Raw genomic sequence first — 20,402 nt, forward strand, 5'->3', positions numbered from 1 at the left:
CTGACAATACACTCAAACTATGGGAGGTAAGTACGGGCAAAGAAATCCGCACCATGAGTGGGCATACGGGTTCGGTATCCTCCATATGTTTCAGCCCTGATGGACGGCACATCCTCAGTGGCAGTATTGATAAGACACTCAAATTGTGGAAAATCAATACTGGCGCTGAGCTACAGATCATGAGTGGACATACGGGTTCAGTGTCCTTGGTGTGTTTCAGTCCGAATGGCCAGTTCATGCTCAGTGGCAGTTCTGACAATACACTCAAACTATGGGAAGTAAGTACGGGCAAAGAAATCCGCACCATGAGTGGGCATACGGGTTCGGTATCCTCGGTATGTTTCAGCCCTGATGGACGGCACATCCTCAGTGGCAGTTCTGACAATACACTCAAGCTCTGGGAGACCAGCACAGGCAAAGAAATCCGCACCATGAGTGGGCATTTCAACTCGGTTTTATCGGTATGTTTCAGCCCCACTGGGCGGTACATGCTCAGTGGTAGTTATGATAAGACACTCAAGCTCTGGGAGACCAGCACAGGCAAAGAAATCCGCACTATGAGCGGGCATACGGGTTCGGTATCCTCGGTATGTTTCAGTTCAGACGGGCGGTACATCCTCAGTGGCGGGGAGGATAATACACTCAAGCTCTGGGAGACCAGCACAGGCAAAGAAATCCGCACTATGAGCGGGCATACGGGTTCGGTTTTATCGGTGTGTTTCAGTCCTGATGGCCAGTACATGCTTAGTGGGAGCCTAGATAAGACACTCAGGCTCTGGGAGGTCAATACGGGCAAGGAGCTGCAAATCATGAGTGGCCATAACAACTATGTCAACTCGGTATGTTTCAGTTTAGACGGCCAGTACATACTTAGTGGCAGTGCGGATAAGACAGTCAAGCTCTGGGGAACAAGCACAGGAAAAGAAATCAGCGCCATGAGTGGGCATCTTAACTCGGTATCTTCAGTATGTTTCAGTCCTGATGGTCAGTATATGCTCAGTGGCGGAGAGGACAAGACGATCAGGCTCTGGGGGGTCAATATCGGGAAAGACCTACGGGCGATGAGCGGTCATGCTAATTGGATTCGATCAGTATGTTTCAGCCACGATGGCCAGTACGTACTCAGTGGCGGAGAGGACAAGATGCTCAAATTATGGAAAGTCAGCACAGGAAAAGAATTACGGGTGATGAGTGGGCATACTGATTGGATTCGATCAGTATGTTTCAGCCACGATGGCCAGTACTTGCTCAGTGGCAGTTATGATAATACGCTCAAGCTCTGGGAGGCCAGCACAGGCAAAGAAATCCGCACCATGAGTGGGCATACGGGTTCGGTATCCTCGGTAGGTTTCAGTCCAGACGGGCGGTACATGCTCAGTGGCAGTGCGGATAAGACACTCAAGCTTTGGGAGGCCAATACAGGAAAATTAATCCGCACTCTGAGCGGACATTTAAGTTCAGTGTCTTCCGTGTGTTTCAGTCCTGATGGCCAGTATTTGCTCAGTGGTAGTTGGGACAAAACACTAAGACTCTGGGAGGTCAATACGGGCAAGGAGCTAAGGACTATGAATGGGCATTCTGCCTGGATTCGATCAGTGAGTTTCAGCCCTGACGGGCGGCATATACTCAGTAGCAGCGCGGACAATACATTAAAGCTCTGGGAAGTCGACACGGGAAAAGAGATTCGCATTATGAGCGAGTACGCTAGCTCGGTATCCTTGGTGTGTTTCAGCCCTGATGGACAGTATTTACTCATTAGCACTGAAGACAATACACTTCAGCTCTGGAACCTAGCGAGAAGAAAGGAAGTACGAAAATGGTTAATAAATAGCTCTCCTTATTACGTTTCCTTTAGCTCAGACGGTTCTAAAGTACAAGTAGGAACAGCGACCTACTTTGTTACTTTCCCTTTAAACGAAACGGTTATTGTAAAACAATCTATCGCTCAAAACCCAACAATTTCCGTTTTCTCTCAAATTATCTGGCGCAGTGAGCCCATCACCGTTCGGGAGCCTGATGCTATGGCCAAAGCAGTAATAGTGAGCAATTTTCCGGGTACCATTAACGCGGGGTATGTGCGGGTGTATCTTAATGGTCAACTACTAGCTGTGGGAGCTAAACTGGGTACGGTATCACTGAATCAGCAACAGGGCCGCTACAACTGGCAGCAAACCTTACCACTACATGAAGGAGAGAACGAAATTGTGTTAGGCTTACTCCTACCTAACCAGCCGGAGGTGCGCTCGGAAGCATTAGTCATTACGTACCTGCCGCCTATTAAACCGAATCTGTACGTCGTAAACATCGGCGTTTCGGGTGCAGGCTTACAGTACGCAGCCAGAGATGCGGAGAATATTGGAGCATTCTTCAAAAACCAGCAGGGACGGTTATTTAACAAGGTTACTCTGTTTCCTTTATTCCAGCCGGGCCACACCAGCACCACTCGGTTACGAACCGAAATGAGTCGACTATCGCTCTATGGAATTACGCCCAACGATGTGTTACTCATTTTTGTATCGGCCCACGGCAAGAAACTCAATCTACGCAATGGTCAGACCGACTTTGCGCTGCAACCCGATGATTACGACAATGCCAACCTCAGTACCGAAGAAAATACAACGCTACTCTATCGGGGGCATATTCTGAACAACATTGAGGATATCGTTTGCAAGAAGTTCATTTTGCTCGACGCCTGCCACTCAGGGGAGGCTGTGCTGAAACAGGGAGGTAAATCGCAGTATCTGCGGGATTTGCGCGATGCCCAAGAAGTGATCAAACATGCTCCCCCCGGTATTATCACCCTAGCCAGTAGTAGTGACGGGCAATTGTCCTGGGAAGATCCTAGCTGGCAGCAGGGAGCGTTTACGAAGATGTTGCTCGACGGTCTTGCCGGAGCGGCTGATACGGACAAAGACCGCTTTGTATCGATCAATGAATTGTTTAGCTACCTGCAGAAAACAGTACCTATCCTGGTCAGACAAGTGAAAAAAGAAGAGCAACAACCCCAGATGTACCCCAGCAAACTAGCTGACGATGCCGATTTCCCACTGGTACAATATTAAAAAGTTAGCATAACTGTATAGAAATCTCCTCCACAACCGATTAATCCAGAAACTAACCAAATCAAATGGCCAAGCAATCCACTAACCATTGTGCCGATTACCCGAATGATGATATCTTGCTGACAGCCCTCAAAAAACGAATGGAACAGGCAATGCGCTGCCTGTACAGTCGTAGTCAGAAAAAAATCGTCACCAGCTTAGCCCGGCGAGGTAATAGCCTGGAAGATGCCGAAGATGCTTTTCAGGATGGCGCTACTGCCCTTTGGCAAAACATCGATAGAGTCTATATTGGCGCCAAGCTCAACACAATTCTGCATGGGTATGTATTTAACAAATGGAAAGAAATCCGGAGAAGAAAAGGGCGGGAAGGCAGCTGGCCTGAAGCCGAGCTACCTTATGAATCACCAGAACCCAATCCAGAAGAAAATCTAATAGATTTGGATATGCAGGAACTGTTGAGGAAAGGGATTAATCAACTCGATCCTAAATGTCGGGAGCTGCTAGACTTACTGATTTTTCAGCAAAAAACGCCTGAGGAAGCGGCTGAAATTTTAGGTTGTAGTGTTAACTACGTATATACCAATAAGTGGCGATGCATTCAAAAGCTCCGTAAACTTCTTTAACCGATTACTCAGTCATGAAAGATTTCACAGAACAGGAATACGAACAAATGAATCGTTACATCGATGGGACGCTATCGGATGGCGAACGGACAGCCGTTGAAAAACGATTATTAAATGACCCCGACTTCGCAGCCGAAGTGGCCTGGTTACGCAAATTCTTTGTCAACTACCAGCATGTTGTAACAGAGGATAAGGTCCGTGAAATTCACGCCGAACTCGCTAAAGAAGGTCTCTTAGCGACCAAACCCGTTGAACATGTTTACTGGACACCCTGGCGGATGGCCATGGCAGCCTCTGTCGTATTAGTATTGGGTATAGGTATCTGGTACTGGCAGAGCCTCCCACCAACACAATCGGGTATCGCTGGAAATAATCAGGGACAGGGGACTTCTACAACAAGTACGACCTCGTCAACCGACACCACCTCATCAACTGCACCTGCCAGCAACTCAGCTACGACACCCAAAGTCGTCATCCCTGACCCAGGTCCATCGTTTAACCAACTGGCTACCAATTATGGGAAACGATCTCCTAAAGGCATTGGCGATGTACCCGCCGAACTGACTAAAGCGGTAACCAGTTATGAGCAGGGTGGTAAGCAGCTGGAAGAGGCCATCGCCGTGCTTAAGAAGCCGGTTCTTGTCGAGCCGAAGGAGGAGTACGGAGCAAGCAAAGGGATAACCCCTCAAGCGCAAGAAAATAAATCTACCGCCGATTATCGGCATTTCTACTTAGGACTGAGCTATCTAAAAAACGGACAGGCAAAATCGGCACTGACTGCCTTAAATCAAATTGAAGGGGATAATCTAACGCAAACGGTGCAATGGTATAAGGCCCTGTGTTATGTGCAGCTAGGGCAGACTACCAACGCCAAACAAGTATTGACTCAGATTCAGAATGAGCCTGGTCATCCCTACCAAACGGAAGCGAGCAAATTAATGGCCTCATTGCCAGCCTCAGCTCGCTAAAGAAAACGTCTTTAACGCAAGAAAAGCATAAACATTGTCCGACTTTGTTACCAAGGCCGGGCGATGTGGTATTATAGAAAAAAGGCAATAAGCGAATACGACAATCCACCATGACTGCCCAACATCGTATTATTTTCTTTCTATTGCTGCTGTTAGCTTCCACGACCTTGTCTGCTCAGGATCCGCCGGGTGTAGTACGGTTTTCGAGCCGGATGGTGCATGGCCGCTACGGTTACCATATTTGTTTAAGTCCCAATGGAAGATATGGACTTAGCGGGGATGGTAGCACACTCAAACTTTGGGATGTTAGCATAGGAAAAGAAATTCGAACTTGGGATGGAGCTAGTTCTGAAGGAAATTCAGGGTGTTTCAGTCCAGATGGTCAGTATGTTCTTGTTGGAGCTTATAGCGGATCCCTTAAGTTGTGGGATGTTAATACAGGTAAGGTAGTACGTACTTTTGCCAACAACAATTCTTCAATTAGGTCAGTATGTTTTAGCCACGATGGTAACTATGCTCTAAGTGGAAGTTCTGATAATACTATCAAGTTGTGGGATGTTAGTACGGGCAGTGAGATACGCTCTTTTACTGGAAACAATTATCCTGTTCTCTCAGTATGTTTTAGCTATGATGGCCGATATGCTCTGAGTGGAGGTTATGAGCTAAAATTGTGGGATGTCAATAATGGCAATCCAGTACGTACTTTCAAACGCGACAAACCTTCTACAAACTTAAATCTATTTACCTCGGTGTGTTTCAGTTCTGATGGTCAATATGTGCTTAGTGGAAGCAATAACCTTGAGCTCTGGCAAGTAAATACAGGGAAACTGGTTCGTACCTTTAGTGGCAATTATTACCCGGTTTCCTGGGTAGACCTAAGTCCAGATAGTAGGTATGCGTTGAGTAGACATTACGATAGTGTAGGCAAACAATGGAATATTGATACAGGCCAACCGGTTCGCACGTTTACGAAAACGTTTTACGACTTTAGGGGGAGTTATGTTAATACTCTTAGGGCGTGGGAAAGTAATGAAGCTAAAAAATTCCAACCGTTATCTGGTCATAATGGAACGGTTATATCGCTGTCTTTTAGTGCTGATGGTCGTTACGTGCTTACATCAGGTTATGACAAAAAGGTCAAAGTATGGGACGTTAGGACAGGAAAAGACTTTCGCACCTTTAGTGTACATGGCAGTTCGCCGTCTTTTGTGCGTTTGAGTTCGGACGGTCACTATGCTCTCAGCCAAGAATATAATGGGAATAACATTTTTTATAAGATTCGGGACGTCAATACGGGTAAAGAGATTTACACCCTTGCTAAAAATAATCATGTCTATGATATCAGTGCCGATAGTCGTTATATACTAGTTAGCATTGATGAAAATAATAATAGTAGTCTGAATTTATTAAGTATCAGTACTGGCAAAAAGGTATATAGTTTTGCTCAAAATAACCACGAAATATATCCAGCATGTTTAAGTGCTGATAACCGTTATGCACTTAGCACCAATAGTGACAATGTGCTCAAGTTGTGGAAGGTCAGTACGGGTGAAGTAGTCAAAAAATTTATTGGACATACTGATAAGGTTAACTCATTGTGCTTGAGTGCCGATGGTCGTTATGCACTTAGCAGCAGTAAAGATAAAACACTTAAACTCTGGAATATTAGTACAGGTCAGAAAGTACACCCATTTATTGGACACACTGGCAATGTCCATACTATTTGTATGAGTTCCGATGGGCGCTATGCGCTTAGCGCTGATGAAAGTACTGTTAAATTGTGGGATGTCAGCAGTGGGAAGGAATTGAAAAGCTGGTCAATGAATTACTTCCCGATCAAGGTTGCATTTGCACCTGGCGGTTCAGATGTATTGGTGGGTACTACTACTTATTTTGTTTCCTTTCCTATACCAAAATCCGTTTCACCCAAACCAGTATTACCACTCCCAACACCCCCTTTCTCCCAGCTTGTAGAATCCATTGATACCAAACCAATTTCGCCAACCTTATCTACGTCCGTTTTCTCCCAAATCATCTGGCATGGTAATCCTACAACGGTTCATGAGCCTGCCTACTCGGCTCAGGCTGTCTTTGTCAGCAATTATGCGAATCCTATTGAAGCTAGCCATATTCGAGTCTATGTAAATGGGCAGCTACAGGCAGCTGGACAAAAGATGGGTATTACTTCGCTGAAAGCCAATCAGGGGCGTTACAACTGGGAGCAGACCTTACCCCTAATGGAAGGTGGCAATGAGATTGTACTGGGTTTACTCCTGCCAAACCAACCCGAAGTCCGCTCAGAACCATTAGCCATTACGTATCTGCCACCTACCCGGCCCAATCTGTATGTGGTAAACATCGGGGTGTCGGGCGCAGGTTTAGATTATGCGGCCAACGATGCAAAACAAATTGGGGAGTTATTCAAAAAGCAGCAGGGAAAGTTATTCAATAAAGTCACTGTATTCCCTTTGTATGAGAAGGGTCAGACCAACACCACCCGATTACGGAAAGAAATGAGTCGGCTATCACTCTATGGGATTACGCCCAACGATGTACTGATCATTTTTGCGTCGGCCCACGGCAAGAAGCTCAATCTGCGCAACGGCCAAACTGACTTTGCCCTCCAACCCGATGATTACGACAATGCCAACCTAAGCAGTGAAGAAACCACAACGCTACTCTACCGGGGGCACGTATTGACTAATATTGAGGATATTGTTTGTAAAAAATTAATCCTGTTCGACGCCTGTCATTCGGGGGAGGCCGTTCATACACAAGGGAGTAAGTCGCAGTATCTGCGGGATTTACGCGATGCCCAGGAGATCGTAAAAAATGCCCCGCCAGGCATCATCACCCTGGCTAGTAGTAGCGATGGGCAATTGTCGTGGGAGGATTCTAGCTGGCAACACGGGGCCTTTACCAAAGCCTTGCTCGATGGCCTGAACGGAGCCGCCGATACGGATAAAGACCATTTTGTGTCGATCAATGAGTTGTTCATCTATATAAAAAAAATGGTCCCCAACCTGCTAAGCAAAGTTGACCGGTTAAAGCAGGAAAAGCAGGAGCCGCAGATGTACCCAAAAAAACTGCCCGACAACGCTGACTTTCCGCTGGTGCAGTATTAATAAAAAAATATTTTTTGATTGACTGTATAGAAATCGTTCTCCTCAAACGATACATCAGAAACTAATCAAATTTTCCAATGCTTCCAAAAACGCCCCCCCGCGAGAATTACTCGGATGATAAGAGCTTGCTGGCAGCTCTACGAAAGCAAATCGACGGTGCAGTGACCTATTTGTACAAGCACGGTTATAATTACAGTGTCCCCAGGCTTTTCAAAAAGAGTAAAAATTGGGAAGATGCCGAAGATGCTTTTCAGGAAGGAATGATTGCCTTCTTAAAAAACATCCACAATATCATGCTTTATATCAGCTTGGTAATCCAGTTGCACACGTATGCACGGAATAAACTGGTGGATGGCTTTCGGAAAAAAGTGACTGAGCAGAAACACTTTAAACGGTACTTCAAGGAGCAGGATGCTGTCGATCCATATCAGGATCAATTGGATGCCGACATGCAGGAAAAGCTAAGGGAAGCTATTACCTGGTTAAGCCCTGAAAGTCAGGAGTTGCTGAACTTGCTGATCATCGAAAACAGACCCCCAAAAGAGGTCGCTGAGTTGTTAGGACATAGTGTCGATTACGTGTACACCCAGAAATACCGCTGTATCAAATATCTCCGCAAACTATTACGCTAATCCAACCATGAAAGAATTCACAGAACACGATTATACATCCATCGACCGATATATTCAGAATGATTTATCGGCTTCTGACCGTCGTGCCTTCGAGAGACGGATGCGAAACGAACCAGAACTGGCCACTGAAACACAATGGCTGAAAAAGTTCTATGTCAACTACGCACAGGTTGGCTTACAGGAAAAGCACATTGGGCTACAAGCTCAGGTTCGTGACATTCACCAGCGGCTATCCGAACAGGGAGCACTTGTAAAAGAACCAGCGAAGCGACACCCTGCGGTTCCGGCTTGGATGGCCATGGCCGTTTGTTTTCTGATCGTATTGAACATAGGGGCCTGGTACTGGCAAGCACACAAACCGGTTGACCGGAAAGAAGCCAACCATAATCCTAAGAAGATCGATCCAAAAGTCAAACCGACGTCACCTGCCAGCAATTCGGTGACGATGCCGGTCGCTCCATCCAGTCCTTCGTTTGATCAACTGGTAGCTACCTACGGAAAGCAATCGCCCAAAAGTATTGGTGAAGTGCCTGATGATCTGGTCGGAGCTGTTGCCGATTATAACCGAGGTGGCCATAGGCTTCATCAAGCGATAGACGCCCTCAAAGACCCAGCCCCTAAAGTGATCGACCCTAACGAAGAACCAGAGTATGGGGCTAGTAATGACCAGTCTGCCACTGATTATCGGCATCTGTACTTAGGACTGAGCTATCTGAAAAACGGACAGGCCAAATCAGCACTCCATACCCTTAGTCATATCCAGAATGACTCATTAACACAAACGGTGCAGTGGTATAAAGCCTTGTGTTATGTACGGATGAGACAGAGCCACAAAGCGAAGCGGCTGCTAACACAGATTCAGCATCAGCCCGGCCATCCATACCACAGAGAAGCGGGTAAGTTATTGGCTTCATTCACACCATCAACTCAATAAAATCCATGAAAAAAAGCCTGTTTATGGTACTCACTCTGCTCATTATGGGCAGAGTGAGTATGGCTCAGGAAATCTCCAATGACGAACTCCTTCCCGACGAATCTGGAGCCGATCAATTGGAGCTATCTGCCTATGAGTATGGTGATGGCAGCAAAAGCACAACCGCATCGGCTCTAAGCCTGCGGAAGTATTGCCCTACCGTCCGTTCGCAGGCAGGCTTACCGACAGGTGTGCGTCTTGGATTAGTGTTTGGTTACTATTCCATGACCATTCTAAAAGGCAGACAATACCAGTGGTCGGCAGCTCAGATTGAGAAGGAAGCATTTTCAGCGTTCTTTCCATTCGAATCGCTCCCCAAGAACGAAACGAACTGCCAGATTGGTAAGGATTTTTTGAAGGCAATGGAAACCGTCCTGACGGGCATCGGCAATGTCAAAGCGGCTGCTTACGACCGATCTTCGGTCAATTGCCATAACCACCCTGTCGACCGTTGGAGACAACAGGCGGCTCGGCATCAGATTGATCGACTCGAACGGGTATTCGACAATCGGGATGCCGATGCCCGCAAAGAGTTACGATCCAAACAGAGTATACAGGCCGGTCGCCCAGTGGTAGCGATCATGCTTATCGACCGGGGGTTTATGCAACTCGGGGGCGATACCTGGCGACGTAATGATGAACTTCTATATGAACGCCCAACCTGGCAACCTGTAGTAGTCGTCGGATATGACGATAAACGTCGAGCATTTGAAATTGTCAACTGTATGGGGTCGTCGTGGGGGAATGGAGGTTTTGCCTGGGTGAGTTACGAAGATTTTGCGCGACGTGTAGGGGTCGCCGTTCAATTGATAGATCATCCCGACGAGAAAGTACTACCCCGACCCGTTCCCGCACCCATAGCCAATGTGCCGGTCATTCGTCAGAAACCGTCTATTCGCTTACATGGTGATGGCACGATGCAACTGATAAAGGCCACTTCGGATAGTACGTACCAAACCAGTCCTATTGCTGTACTGCGACGGGGTAATTACTACGAAACCCAATCAGGCTTTGCTGTTAATGATCAGATGCGCTTCGTATCGGGTCAACTTCCCCGCTTTGGCTATGTGTATATATTCAGCATCGACCCGAATCAAAAAGCGGAAGTGCATTTCCCTACCGCAGGCGAGTCGGCCTATGTAGTCGATGATGAAGCCCGGTTAGTATTTCCACGTCCACGAGCCGATTACGATCAGAATGGTCGGATTATCCTACACGAGCGGGGGTTTTCCAAGGAGGTAAAAGGCGCCGACTGGCTGGTTATTCTATACAGCAAAGATGCATTGTCTACCAGTCAGTTAACGAATTGGATGAGTCAACTGGCAGTTCCTTCCGAATCCGTCATGGCGATACTCGAACGGGTGTTGGGAAACCGAATGGTTCCATGGAAATCCGTTGCATTTGAACCGAAAGCAATGAAGTTTTCTGTGACATCCTCAGCAGGAGATATAGTCCCTTTAGTCCTGAAAATCAATGGAAATTAATTTCTATCCACGATGTATTATTTAGCCTTACTGATTGATAATCGTAAATACCACGTAGCTCATCTATACCCTGCCGATTCCATTCCGACAGGAATCGTAATGCCATCGTTTGTATTGGAACATCAGGCAGGTCAGGGCCGCTTACTGCTAAGCATTGTTCGACAGGCTAAATTGATTTGTCGGGGAGGGTATTCGTTTGATCGCTGGTTAGACTGGTCTTCTCTTACTGTCGACTACTCCGGTTCTGGGTTAACTCTCCATATGCGGACTAGTCATGAGGCATCGGTAATCAATGATTTGGCAGCCCCATTGCCATCGGTTCCTGATGCCTTCAAACTGATGAAAACCCCGAACCGATACGAACTAACAGCCGGGCGAAGGTATATAGCATCGTCGTTGGTCGTCACGCTGTCGATAGAGGTGGATGAAACGATTTATGAAAGTAAAATGCTGATCCACCTGGTACCACAGGGGCAAATTTTTGATGTGGTGATGGATTTCGGCTCGGAAGCCAGTCAGATTGTAACCTACCGTCGGGGAGGGAACGCGATCATTAGCCGGGTAAAAATGGTAGACAATCTCATCGATTATTATTATCCCGATCTGGCTGGTAAAGACCTCCATCAACGGGTTAGCGATAAGGAATTATATCGATCAGCTTTTTTCATTAAAAAGGAAGGGTCTGTTTTTGATCCTAATGCCAAACCGGGTATCAATGGCAACAATGAATTTCTAAATCTGCTTACAGCCAAAGATGAAAAAAACCGTCTGACAGCCGAACGGATACTGGTCTCCAATCTGAAACTTGCCCATCTTGGAGCCTATAATTTCACCGTAAAATTTGCGTCGAAAGACCCTAAAATTAATGCGTTTGGGGCCCTCCAGCATACTTTTCAGGATACCATCGTGAAGTTGCAGCAAGCAGTTATCAACTACTTTATGCAGACAGTGCTGGAGGAAATTCGTCGCAGCACCCGCGATAGTCAGCCGCTTTATATGAATGTAAAGCTACTGGTTCCTAACGTTTTTGAGCAGAACAAAGTAGCAAAGCTGGCCTTGGGAACCAAAAAGGGGCTGGACGAAATTGCCGAGAAATACCCTGATTTCAAGTTGAATGGCGTTGAGGTAAGTACCATATCGGAAAGTGATGCGGCTTTTTTAGGCTTCAAGCGCGAACAGGATGATCTGGTCCGGCAAGGTAATGCAAGTTTCTTTGAGCAAAGTGGTCGCTACCTGATTATTGATGCCGGAAAGGGCACTACGGACTTCTCCATATTAGAGATCAACCCGACAACCTACCAGCTTTCATCACTTTATCGGTCCGGATTTATCGGAGCAGGGAATATCCTGTCCTACGCCTTTATCGATACGGTATTCACAAGTATCTGTGGTATCGATGATGAAGAGCGTAAACGAGCCATCTATGCCGTAACCAAACGGGCTGATATTGCCGATAAGCTGCAATTCACGGAAGTTATCGAGAAACTTAAGCATAGCTACGACCCTACCCGAAATTACCAGCCTTTGCAGGAAGTTGTCGACTTCGCAACGGTCAGAAGTCAACTATTCGATGCAAACGAACCGGGAACCTTAGGCACGATTGCGAACCTGCTCGAGCAGGTATGGCAACAGCAGGGATCTATACGGGATGAATGGCAGATCATCAATCGGACCGTCAACGAGATTGCCAACCGAATTCATCGGGAAGTAATTCAGTCGGGGCGATATGCTGACCTTGAAAAAGGCGAGGTGTTGGTGAAGAAAATTATTCTGACGGGTCGTGGCTTTCTGTTTGAGCCGCTTCGAAAAGCCATTAGTCAGGCATTCGATATCCAGACCCTGAAAACCGACGACTTGAAAAAGGTGTGTTTATCGGGGGCATTCAGCAGTGATCACATCAATTACGAGTCAAATCTGGTTGGCTTTCCTGATGTCTACCAGTTGTTTGGACGGATCGGTAAACAATCAAAGCAGATTGATACCGGGAATGGGGTTTTGCTCGACATACCCATCTATAGCAGGGTCAAACGATGGCTGGCCGATAAATCGAAGTCGTGGCAGGACGTCAAGGATGCATACGGTGATGAACACCTGGTTTCGGCCATACAAATCTCCTCTGCCGAGAACACCCCGTTATCGGATGAACCGAGCGAACTGAGCGCGGAAGAGGAATTTCTAAATCACGGAAAAGTATTTCCTAACTACAATCGCAACGCCAAGGTCGTTACGATCTGCGGACTGGATTACAAAAAACACCACATCAACAGTCCTACGGTCAATGTATTCTTTACGGGCGATGATTTTATCATTCGGGATGCAACTACTTATAGTCGGCTGCAGGTTGAACCCGAGTTTTTCCGCCAGACCCAGTTGGTTTCTCAGACGCTCTACCCCTTTGCTGATATTTCTCTTCCGGCCGACGTGCGCGTAATGCCTTTGACCGATTCTTTCTAGCGATGGCCACACCAAGAATAGTACTATGGATCAGTTATGGACTCTGGCTGATGAGTGGAGTCTGCATGCTAGGGTTGGCTTGGCCTCGATTATATCCGTCGACAACTCCGGTTACAACTTCCATCCTTAGCAAAACGCACTACTACGTTACAGATAGTACTGGCGCAGAAGCGCTATTGACCTATCAACCCGTCCATCGGCTGCAACGAAAGAGTTCGGGCTTGTTAGTAGGTGATCAGGTTTTGCCTGTTGCTCCCGATATAGTCGGGAAGTCCTCCTACTGGCTACCAATTAGTGTGGCCGACTGGCGACGAAGTTTTGTCAACTGGTTGGGAGGAAGTGGAACCGATTCGGCTCAACGCTGGCAACAGGCCCGAAACCAGTGGCAAGCGTTTGTAAAAGTTCAGTTGGACTCACTGGCGGCTAATCCCGACTGGCAGAAACTCAGCCCTGAGCAGCAGTTAGCCCAGGCTTTGCTAGTCAAGCTGGACCGTAATTCGGGTACTACATTTCTGATCGATGGTAGCTTACAGAGGGTAGCTAATGTGGAGTCAATCTCCGTTAATTCGACAAGTGCCTTATCCGTACTGCATCAACCTATTGCCTTGTCAGTAGGCACAGGCTGCGATTGGGTATTTGCCAGTCTGGGCCTATTAACCACGCTGGCAGGACTGGCACTGGTTTTCTGGAAAAATCGTCCCCCAATAGAACCCGATTCTCCACAACTGCCGATTTTGGAAGAAAATGAAGAATTGCCCACTGATGTAGTGGACGAATCAACCGCTGAGCCAGAGGCCGAACGAACACAGCCAGACGAATTGACGTCGATTATTCCAGCCGAAACAGCTGAACGTGAGCACTTAGTGGTTGATCAGTATCTGACTAATTTCTATGCCCGTTACGGCGATTTTTATAAGGTCATACAGGATATCCCTATTGAGCCAGATGAGCAGGACAAACGCCAGATCAAACGGCGACTTGTCGAAATGGGTTTACACGCCCATAGTCTGGCACGTGCCTATAAGCACAATCCTGCCCTGGATCGCCCGGCCGACGAACCCAACCTACTCCTTATTCTGGAGAATAAGCAGGTGGGTGATTTGCCCGCTCAAGCCTATAAGACTTTTGAGAGTGGCCCCTATAAATCAGCCAACAATTTTCAGTTTTTGCAACAGGTTTTACTGTCTCTGGATCTTGGCGAACTCGAAGGGGCGCTGATGCAGACTATTTACCTGGCTCCACGCTATTTAAAATCTACCTGACCTAATGATGAATCTTACCAGCCTACTTTCGTATTTTTTATTTCTATTCCCGTTTGTTGGACTCGTCTTACTTGCCGTAACGTTCTGGCTTTTTAACATCCGTTACCGGGAAGGTTTCGTCTACAGAAAGCGGCCATTTATTCGTTATTTTTTCATTGCCGGACTAGGTGCGATCCTTACGCAATGGTGCTACGTGTATGCACCTGAACGAATTTTTACAAATGCCGAACATCACGTTATCGAATGGCTGGGCTATAGTTTTGGCGATCAGTTGATTCTGGTTGATCAGCAAGAACCTGATCGGGCGATATGGGATGCCAAAACGGGAAAGCTACAGGTCAATTACCGCCCGGCAACAAACGACTTTAACCTGCGAGGAACGAATTTTACGGAGCCAATTTTTGCACAAACCAGTCCAGAGGTCTATACGTTGCAGAACCCAGTGATTAACCAGCCAATTCGGCAGCAGTTCAGTATCGACCTTGATTCCATATCCTTACAGTTTCAATTACGGTTTGGCCCCGATTCCTCGTCGTTTCGGGTGATACGTAAAGGGACGACCTACGGCCCATTTACCGTGCCGGTTAAGATGCCGCTGCAAAAGGGCTATTCGGTCGGCGGATTACTGGCCAAAACACGCGCTGACGTTCCTGGAATGGGCGATTTGGTGGCTGTTTTAGATAGCGTTTACCTGCTTCGGAAATATGTCGAAGATAAACCAACTCCCGAACGTGATTCGATTGTTCTGTTCCCTTCTCAACAGCTGCTTCAGCAATCGGTGCGCATTCACATTGATACTAAGCTTGTTGTACTCCCTGCGAGCACGAATCCGAGCGTGACCCTCTCAGCAGGGCAATTCTTTTATTTAGGTTTATGGGGGGCTACAAACCCGGTTTATTCCATTAGGCGAAGTGCTCATAGCTCAGAATGGTTAATACGTTTTCCACAACGCGAATACCTGAAACGGCTATCCAACAACGGAGAATCTTTATTTCTGACTTCATCGGCCCAGGAGGTTACCCGAAGCCAGCAAATGGCCGGATTTTACTATCCCTTTTATGAGCAGGAAACGAACGTAAATCATGTTTCGGCTAATCTTTCATACCGTACGGGGTCAACGCAGCAAACCATGCAGTTTAGACTGATTAACTATGACCAGAACAACCTGACGAGTACAGGTCTTCAGACGGCCGTAGCGGGCGATACCATTCACCTGGCAACGCGGGGCCTGAGTCAGGGGGTAACCGGTACACAATGGTTAGTCAAGATTAGGAATTTGAAAGCCACCAACCCACTCCAGTTCTGGCATATGCTCCTTCTGACACTATTTATTGTTGGCAGTATTTATGTCTGTATGCTACTTACACCTGCCGACAAACAGACGAAAGCCGAGTATATCGTCTATATGTTGGTTCTGGTGCTGATGACGATCCGGTCGATTCTCCTCTGGCGGGCCTCTACTTTTCTGCCCGTTGAGGACATAACGCCTAACGAATACCAGAAGCTGGCCGATCTGGGCTGGTCATCGTTTATTATTGGAGTCCGGAGCTGTCTGGTTTTTTTCGGGCTGATCGTCGTCTGGAAAAAGTGGTCGGAACCCATCCGGTGGGCTTTCGGTCGTATGATGGATTGGCTATTTCCCCAATCAGCGAACAAGACATTTTCTCCCTGGCTACTGCTTGGATTTGGCGTGTATGGGTTGGGCATAGCCGCCTTACTGGTGGGAGGAAAAGCCGAGCGGTTTGGGGCAATCTATTTACCGTTAGCTGCCTATTTTTTCCTGAATTTTATTTTCCTGAGAGCCCTTGTCTCAATAGGCCACAATACTGAAAAAGATCCCAGCTACAGGTTTCTGACTAGACTAAACTGGTTGATCTGCTTAGGGTATTTAGGTGTGTCGGATGCCGGGTTCAGCATTATTTTTCTGGTAGGTACGCTCGTTTACAACATTATTCGTGAACTGACCTTTCCTCGAAAGCAACTCCCGAATTTAAATGCGGAATGGCGTATCCGCACGATTCGTACCTTACAATGGGCGTTTTTGCTGGTATCCTTGATCTGGTTATCTCCTTATGCCCTGTCAGGGCTGTTTCGGTATACAGCAGTTGTTGTATATGGCTTGGCAGCCCTCTTTCTGCTGTATGGCGGCTGGTCAGTATGGCGCAACAACTCTATCCAGTTGCTTTCTTTTCGCATTCCCCGATGGGTTGTCCCTGCGATTTGTGTGGTACTGGCCATCGGGCTGGTGGGCCTGAAAGCGCCGATCACTCGTAAAGTACAGAATAAAAGCTATGTACGCTACCGGTCAGAAGTCTTGTTTACCACCCCCGACGATATTATTGAACAGGAAGAGTTTCGGTTCAATCTTGGTAAAGACTCCGAATTGCTCCGGGCGGCTCAGAACCAGTGGCTGATTCACTATTTTTATGATAAAGGAAGCATCAATCCAAAGCACTACTTCCGGGTATTGCCCAGCTTTAAAAAGGGGTCACCTTACCTCACTCAAATCTGCGACCTCGTTTCGGTCCGATACGTGATCGGCGAACACAGCGAGTTTATCATCACGTTTCTACTGAGTTTCTTTATCGTACTTCTACTGGCTGCTGCCGATTCGGATTCGCGTTTCAACTATTTCAGTATGATACGTATAAAGCTGCTGTGCCTTCTGTTTGCGACCGGCCTTTTTGTCTGGCTGGCGGCAACGAACCGGATCATTTTTCTGGGTCAGGATTTCCCACTCCTGAGCCTGAACAGTATCCTAACCTGCGTTTTTACGTTTTCAATTCTTTTTCTGGTCATTGTTCTGGGCGATCAGGCCAATATAGAACCAGCCTCGCTCCGCTTTACGAGTGGAGGACAGAAGCAGGCAAACATCTTTTTTCGGATTGGGATGTTGCTGTTCATATTCGCACTGATTTATAGCCGCAAACATCCCTTTTCGGATGAACGCTTTAACCTTGAACAGACAATAACAAGTCTACAAGAGTCATTCAGAAACTTAAACGAATCGTTTGCCCGCTTCCAGAATGATCAGGAAACTGTAGAGAAAGGACTTCCCATGAGTGCGGTGGTTCAGCAGTTTGACACAAGCAGTTATGCCCCCCGGCATAACCCAATGCTCTTGGGCGACAGTCGCTTTGCTGGTAGTGCTTATAATGCCTATATAAAACTACTGGCTCAACAACAAAATAGTCCTGACAACCTGATTCATATCCGTCAGAAGGCTGACAAAACCTATCAGTTTGCCGTCAATGAACTATTTTATAACGTGAGCAGCCCCGACGTAACACTCAATGCCTGGCGAGGGCATCTATTGTCTGACGAACGCAATGAAACCGCTTCGTTTACGAATCGACAAACCAACGAAAGCCTCGTTATGGATACGAAGAAGGCTGATGCTGACCTGCAGCATACGTTGGGTAGTTTGTTCAATCAGGAAGCGAATAACAATATCTGGCTGACACGCCTTCCTGTCGGCTGGTCATTGGATTCGCTGCCTGTCGTTATCGTTAGCCGAAGAGCCGGACAACAGGCAAGTAACCGGGCTGATTTTGTTATCAAAAGTGGAGCCGATGTCTTTCAATCGAAAAGGTCGGTATTTGCTATGGCGTTGCACCCCAACGATATACTTCAGTTTTTACCAAACGGCCAGAGTCGTCCCGCAACACTACAGTATCAATACCAGACCAAACAATATTTCGCTAAGAACGTCTGGCTGAATGGACATCAGCAGTTCTTTTATCCATTGGGCGACAAGTTTCTATGGAGTTATCACTTCGCCAATCTCGTCAAAAGCAAGTACGACCAAGGCAAAACGATCAACCAGGAAGATGTACGGTTGAGCCTTGACCCGCGCCTTACTGAGCAAATCCACGACCTGGCAGCCAAGTACCTTAAAAAGGATAAGAAAGGAGAAGGCTGGGGCCCAGAGACCGAACGGGCTCGGGCATTTAATCTCGTCGTACTGGGTAGCGATGGCAAACTTCGTGCGCTCGCTGATTTCAAGAAGGGAGCTACGCCTAAAATTAATCCCAACCGGATGAGCCGCTACCAGGACTTGTTTACCAGCCTATACCTGAATGCCCAGACTGATCGAGAGAGAATGTTATTCGGTAATCGCTGCTTAATGCGGATGGACAATGGGCCCGCTTCTACGTTTAAGCCTATTCTGTACAGTGCCGTAACATCGCAGTACCGCTTCGACTGGGAAAATCTCAAGTTTGGCGGTCTTGACAAAACGATTACACCCGGTTTCCTAGAAAAGAACCGTGATGATTTTCGCATTCGTCGATTTGGCGGAGGGGCCGTGCGCTTCACAGTAGGAAACGACAGTAATATGGAGCTCCATCCTATGGATACCTACATCAGTAAATCGACGAATACCTACAATTCGATGATGGTATTTCTAGGATCACTATCACACGACCAGATAGCCCGTGAACAGCAGTATGTAAAGGGCAACGGAATGAGTACGTTTCTGGCGTTGGGACGCTCAGATAAGGCCAACGAGAATTTTCCTTTACTGAATATCAGCGGCAAAGAATACCATATTAAATCGGTCAATGTGAACTGGGGCAATACCGAATCGCTTTTGGGGCGAGGGTTGTGGTATAATTTCGATTTGCCGATTCAGCCAGAGCATGTAGCCGGGCGGAATGCAACTCAGCAGAATATTGCTGCGGATTTAGACACGGCTGAATTCAAGAAGTCGAAAAGTTCGAACAAGGTATGGAGTTTCCCTGAGGCTTCCCACCTATACCTAATGGATCGAAACAACCTTCACAACGCCATAGTCCAGTGTGCTACTGGAGCTGACCCCATCAACACTACTCCATACAAAATGGCAGAGATGGCCGCCAAACTCTTTTCGTTCAACCGATCGTTTCGAGGTAGTGTACTGGCCGATAATCATCAAAAAAATAAGGAGCTGTCTGTGGATAATACATGGAGCGGAGCTAGTAATTTAAGTCGATTTTATAGCCAGACGCTGTTCAATGCGATGCACAACTCAACGATCAATGGCACAGCGAAAAATGCGTTAGGAACGCCAGATACCTATCCTGCTGAATTCAAGCCCTATTATTTCTACGCCAAAACGGGTACAATCAGTGGTGATCGCGATGGTGGAAAACGAGATAAACATTTGATGCTGATCATAAGCCGTGATCCGCTTCACCAACGCAATCTGACACCTGCCGATCTGAAAAACAATCGGTTTATGGTCCTCTACTTCTCCTTCTATAAACAATCGAACGGGGCTGAATGGGATGCTGAGGTGCAACCAACCATGCGTGACATGGTACGTGCCGTAATCAATTCTGATAGTTTTAAATCATTCATGCATGGCACCCAACACTGACCGCCGTACCGTTATTTTCTATAGCACCTTGTTGCTCATGGCTACAATACTAATTATGTGGGTCAGCCGACCAACCATAGGCTCGTTACCAGAAACGCATTCGCTCCCCAACGACCGGCTTGACCCCAATCGTCAGGTGCTCAGTATTCGGGTAGACTCATTGACAAAAACACTCGACGCCATACAACGAGCGAATCCTGGCAGCTTTAGCTGGAACGATGAGGGAGATGCGATCCAGTTTCAGGCAACCGATGAAAAGCAATTCGATCAACTCCTTCTGGAAGGGCATACCCTGACCGAGTTCGCCAGCTTAAAGCAGCCTGTCATAAAGGTCAATCTGGAGAAATATGGTTTTAACGCGCCTATAAATGAGCAAAACGGAGTGAGGGCCGTGAAACTCCCGGCCCACATTATCCAAAGTATTCACCTCCACCGCTGATGTCCTGAAAACTCCTCTTTG

General features: G+C 47.1%; 11 protein-coding genes and 1 pseudogene. All 12 read left to right on the forward strand.

The genetic code is table 11. The annotated features are described in order from the left end of the window. Positions 1-3,062 (forward strand): caspase family protein (locus ACYVGR_RS26525; RefSeq protein ID WP_460962511.1); only part of this gene is annotated, 3,062 nt, incomplete at its 5' end. A gap of 65 nt (positions 3,063-3,127) precedes the next feature. Beyond that, a complete protein-coding gene (locus ACYVGR_RS26530; RefSeq protein ID WP_460962513.1) occupies positions 3,128-3,685 on the forward strand; it encodes an RNA polymerase sigma factor in 558 nt (185 codons plus the stop codon). Positions 3,686-3,699: 14 nt separating this feature from the next. Beyond that, entirely contained in the window at positions 3,700-4,653 is a 954-nt protein-coding gene (locus ACYVGR_RS26535; RefSeq protein WP_460962515.1) for a tetratricopeptide repeat protein, read from the forward strand. Positions 4,654-4,865: 212 nt separating this feature from the next. Continuing rightward, a pseudogene (locus tag ACYVGR_RS26540) lies at positions 4,866-5,300 on the forward strand (WD40 repeat domain-containing protein); the annotation flags it as partial. Positions 5,301-5,402: 102 nt separating this feature from the next. Then, a complete protein-coding gene (locus tag ACYVGR_RS26545; protein WP_460962587.1) occupies positions 5,403-7,778 on the forward strand; it encodes a caspase family protein in 2,376 nt (791 codons plus the stop codon). 77 nt (positions 7,779-7,855) lie between these two features. Continuing rightward, positions 7,856-8,410, forward strand: a complete 555-nt coding sequence (locus ACYVGR_RS26550; RefSeq protein WP_460962517.1) for an RNA polymerase sigma factor — start codon at positions 7,856-7,858, stop codon at positions 8,408-8,410. Positions 8,411-8,417: 7 nt separating this feature from the next. Then, complete coding sequence (locus tag ACYVGR_RS26555) at positions 8,418-9,344, forward strand: hypothetical protein (protein WP_460962519.1); 927 nt, start codon at positions 8,418-8,420, stop codon at positions 9,342-9,344. A 5-nt stretch (positions 9,345-9,349) separates the two neighbouring features. Further along, positions 9,350-10,867, forward strand: a complete 1,518-nt coding sequence (locus ACYVGR_RS26560) for a hypothetical protein (RefSeq protein WP_460962521.1) — start codon at positions 9,350-9,352, stop codon at positions 10,865-10,867. A 12-nt stretch (positions 10,868-10,879) separates the two neighbouring features. Beyond that, positions 10,880-13,321 carry a hypothetical protein gene (locus tag ACYVGR_RS26565; protein ID WP_460962523.1) on the forward strand — a complete coding sequence of 814 codons (2,442 nt, stop codon included), beginning with the start codon at positions 10,880-10,882 and terminating at the stop codon, positions 13,319-13,321. Between the two features lie 2 nt (positions 13,322-13,323). Then, positions 13,324-14,583: a hypothetical protein gene (locus ACYVGR_RS26570; RefSeq protein ID WP_460962525.1), complete on the forward strand. Its 1,260-nt coding sequence runs from the start codon at positions 13,324-13,326 to the stop codon at positions 14,581-14,583. A gap of 4 nt (positions 14,584-14,587) precedes the next feature. Then, entirely contained in the window at positions 14,588-19,942 is a 5,355-nt protein-coding gene (locus ACYVGR_RS26575) for a hypothetical protein (RefSeq protein WP_460962527.1), read from the forward strand. Beyond that, the gene (locus ACYVGR_RS26580; protein WP_460962529.1) at positions 19,926-20,381 is read left to right on the forward strand and encodes a hypothetical protein; all 456 of its coding nucleotides are present in this window, start codon (positions 19,926-19,928) and stop codon (positions 20,379-20,381) included. Before ACYVGR_RS26575 ends, ACYVGR_RS26580 begins: the two co-directional genes overlap by 17 nt. Positions 20,382-20,402: the final 21 nt, after the last annotated feature.

The organism is Spirosoma litoris, assembly GCF_054776755.1.